At 67.7% G+C, this 3,788-nt stretch carries 3 protein-coding genes; 1 reads left to right on the forward strand and 2 read right to left on the reverse strand.

Going from position 1 to position 3,788, the window contains the following annotated elements; translation table 11 throughout:
* Positions 1 to 1,837: MMPL family transporter (locus U9977_RS17665; RefSeq protein WP_322750378.1), on the forward strand; the 1,837-nt coding region annotated here is incomplete at its 5' end.
* Positions 1,838 to 1,890: 53 nt separating this feature from the next.
* Here the strand turns inward: U9977_RS17665 and U9977_RS17670 are convergent.
* A complete protein-coding gene (locus U9977_RS17670) occupies positions 1,891 to 2,988 on the reverse strand; it encodes a nucleotidyltransferase (RefSeq protein ID WP_416210673.1) in 1,098 nt (365 codons plus the stop codon).
* Positions 2,989 to 3,236: 248 nt separating this feature from the next.
* Positions 3,237 to 3,749 carry a GNAT family N-acetyltransferase gene (locus U9977_RS17675; protein WP_322768669.1) on the reverse strand — a complete coding sequence of 171 codons (513 nt, stop codon included), beginning with the start codon at positions 3,747 to 3,749 and terminating at the stop codon, positions 3,237 to 3,239.
* Positions 3,750 to 3,788 lie beyond the last annotated feature (39 nt).

The following is a 3,788-nucleotide window of genomic DNA, read 5'->3' on the forward strand; positions in this document are numbered from 1 at the left end:
CGTCGGGCCCGTCCCGTCCCCCAGCGGCAACGCGTTGCTGCTGAGCATCAGCCTCGCGCAACGGGCCGACATCGTGGATTTCACCGACGACGTCAAGGAGATCCGGCGGATCGTGCGTCACGCGGCGCCGTCCGGACTTCAGACCGGCCTGGCCGGACCAGCCGGCCTGCTGACCGACTCCTATGACGTGTTCAGCGGAGTGGACACCACATTGCTGTTCGTCACCGCCGGGGTCGTCGCGGCCATTCTACTGATCGTCTACCGCAGCCCTTTCCTGTGGCTGGCGCCCCTGCTGTCGGTCGCCATCGCAGACCAGGCGGCCACCGCACTGACCTACCTCGGAGCCAGGTACGGCGGCCTGACCGTCAATGGGCAGAGCGCCGGGATATTACGGGTGCTCGTGTTCGGCGCCGGCACCGACTATGCGCTCCTGCTCATCGCTCGATACCGAGAAGAACTGACCCGCTACGAAAGCGTGTACGAGGCGATGCGGGTCGCGATCCGGCGGGCCGGGCCGGCAATCGTCGCCTCCGCCGCGACCGTCATCGCAGGCCTGCTGTGCATGCTGTTAGGCGACCTCAACTCCGACCGTGGTCTCGGCCCGGTGGGCGCCATCGGAATAGCCGCAGCGCTGGTGACGATGATGACGCTTCTCCCGGCCGCACTCGTCGCGTGCGGCCGGCGGCTGTTCTGGCCGTTCATCCCCGGTTACGGCGCGGGCACCGTCGAGGAATCCGGCTTCTGGTCACGTGCCGGCGCCAGAATTGCCGCGCGGCCCCGCCTCGTGTGGATCGCGACCACCCTGATGCTTACCGGGCTCGCGTTCGCGACCCTGCACCTGAACACCAGCCTGCGCGGGGACCAGGGATTCACCAAACCGGTGGATTCCGTGGTGGGTCAGGAACTCGTGCAGCGAAGTTTCCCGGCCGGCGCGACCGCGCCAACATATGTCATCGCCAATATCACGGCCGCGGACGACGTGCTTTCCACCATTCGCAGGAATCCCGCGGTCACCGCTGTCGGGGAAACCGGCCGCGGAGCGACCCTGGTCCAGTTCATCGTTATTCTCGCACAACCGCCCGACACACAGGCGTCCTTCGACACGATCAAAACGCTCCGGGGTGCCGTCCACGCGATACCTGCCGCGGACGCGCTGGTCGGCGGAACCACGGCGGTGAACCTGGACGTACGCACCGCCTCCGTACGCGACCAGAAAGTGATCATCCCGGTGGTCCTGGGAGTCCTGGCCGTGATTCTCGGGTTGCTCCTGAGAGCGGTGGTCGCTCCACTACTCCTGATCGCAACCGTGGTGCTCTCGTTCCTCGCCGCGCTCGGCGCCAGTGCACTCGCCTATGACTGGCTGTTCGGCTTTGCCGGAGCCGACCCGTCCCTGCCGCTACTGGGATTCATATTCCTGGTGGCGCTGGGAATCGACTACAACATCTTCCTGATGATCAGGGTTCGGGAAGAAGCCGAGAGACTCGGCCCCCGAGCAGGCGCGCGCCGCGGGCTGGCCGTCACCGGCGGCGTCATCACCTCGGCGGGAGTCGTGCTGGCGGCCACCTTCTCGGTACTGTTCATCCTGCCACTGGTGCAGCTCGCGGAGGTGGGCTTTCTGGTCGCGTTCGGAGTGCTGGTCGACACCTTCGTGGTGCGCTCGATCCTCGTGCCCGCACTGGCGCTCGACATCGGCCCGAAGATCTGGTGGCCGAGCCGCCTGGCAAGGCTGCCTGCGGAGCCGCCGGGACCGGCAGCCGGCACCGATCCCCCCGGTAGCGTAGGTAGCGTCGGCAACGAGGTTCTTGTGGGGCCGCCGGCGGTGCGAAGAAAACCATGATCGCACCGCCTGTCATCCGCCGGCCAGGTCTGAAACAGGGCTAAAACGGGTTCTTACCCGAAGGTCGGAAACTCCGGCCCGAAAACCTGCCGCCACAGGTTGACGGCATCCTCGTGCCGACCCGCCTGCTCCGCCTCAACAGCATCATCAGCGTGGACGCGCGCGAACCGCACCGACTCCGCGAGCGCGTCGCAGTCGTCCCCCTGCAGGTAGGTCGACAGGTCGCCGCCGACCTCCGCCGGATCGTAGGCGGTGAACCCCTTGTTCTCGACGTGCCGGAAGACCTCCGCCAGCGCCTGCCGAGTGTTCAGCCCGCGGTTGATCAGAACCTTGCCCGCGAGCGCCTCCAGGTGGAACGAACGCAGATGGCTGCCGCAGACCCGATTCCACGCCTTGAGCAGCCGAACCGCCGAGGCGACCCGTGGGCCGGCGTCCGCCATCCAGCTCGCGTGCCGCTCCGGCCGGGTCGGCAGCCAGCCGCCGACGCAGTCGGGCATGACGTAGCCTGCCCGTGGATGGTCGAAGGCAGGCACGAGATGGACGTCCGGCGCCGAGTTGTAGACGATGCGCATGGCCTGGCCACGCGTGCCGATCGTCTGGATGCGCTCGCCACCGATCGCGTTGCGAACGCAGAGCAGCAGGTCACGTGAGTCCCAGCGGAAGCGCTTCCAGGCGCTGTTCGCTGCGCTGAACACCACGAAGATGTCAACCTCGTCCAGCGGGCGGATCATCGTGTCGCGCCCCGCGGAACCGATGGTAGCCACACCGACCAACGGCAGCGCACAGCGCGGTGGAAAGATCGACCGTAGGGCCTGCTCGGCGTCGTCCCGACGGGCGTCGATGACCGCGCGGTCGTCGACGTTGAGGCGGATCAGGTCGTCGAGCTTGGCGAAGGCGCGCGCGGTCGTGCCCACCAGCAGGGGACCGGTCATCGCACCTGTGATGGGACCGGTCTGCGGGTTAAACGGACCGGCCCCTGGATCATCCGGGAACAGCGGGTTGTGTGCTCCTGGCCCGGTCTCGTCCGAACGGCGCCAGTGCGGCGGAATGATCAAATGATCATATGTGACCTCAGACCCACGCGGCCGCATCAGGCCTGGCACGTCCGGACTGTCCACGGGTGCGACTTCACGCCGGGTTTCCACGCTCACTCTGAGAACCTCCCAGGCGCCTTCGCGCCAACCGTACGGTCCCCCATCCATGACACGCGCCGATGGCCAACCGACACGGACGCGTGAACTGGGCGGCTGGCTCACACCGTCCTATTCGCGACATCGCATCTATGGTGCCGCATCCTGCAGCGGGGTAAACATCGGGTCCAGTCTGGTTACCTAAAGTCACAGATCCGGTGGAATTACGGAAGTGGTTAGGCAGTGGATGTGACGCAGTGGATGTGACGTTACGGAGGGGGCGGCCGGAACCAGACCCGCCAGCCACCGGACAGCACGATGTCCGCGGGCACGAATGCGGTCGCCACGGCCAGGCGCTCACCCGTTCGGTCACCGACACGCACCCGGGCCTCGACGACAACCTGGCCGCGGAACTCCAGCCAGCCGGCCAGCGCCCGCAGGGCCTCGGTCGCGTACCCCCGGCGCCGGTAGGGACGCCCGATGGACACCGACACCAGTGCCCGCCGGTCGACGGCGTCCACCGCCAGCAGACCGACGGCCACCGAGTCCTCACCACGCACCGTCCAGGTCATCACGCCGCGCCCTCCGCCGGCCCGGCGACGCAGATCACGCCGCAACGCATCGGTCGGATCATCGGCGACGTCGACAGCGATCCCCTGCGCCTGGTGCAGGCACGCGCCCGCCAGCACCGGTCCCAGCTCCTCGGCCACGAAGCCGGCGTTCCACACCGTCAGGGGAAGCGCAAGCAACCTCGATGTCGTCAGGGTCGGCCCTTCACCCACGGCGGGCGGGCTCCACGACGCCGAGCAGTCCCCGCTCCC

The sequence above is a fragment of the Protofrankia sp. Cas8 genome (genome assembly GCF_963555845.1).
In the GTDB taxonomy this organism is placed as follows: domain Bacteria; phylum Actinomycetota; class Actinomycetes; order Frankiales; family Frankiaceae; genus Protofrankia.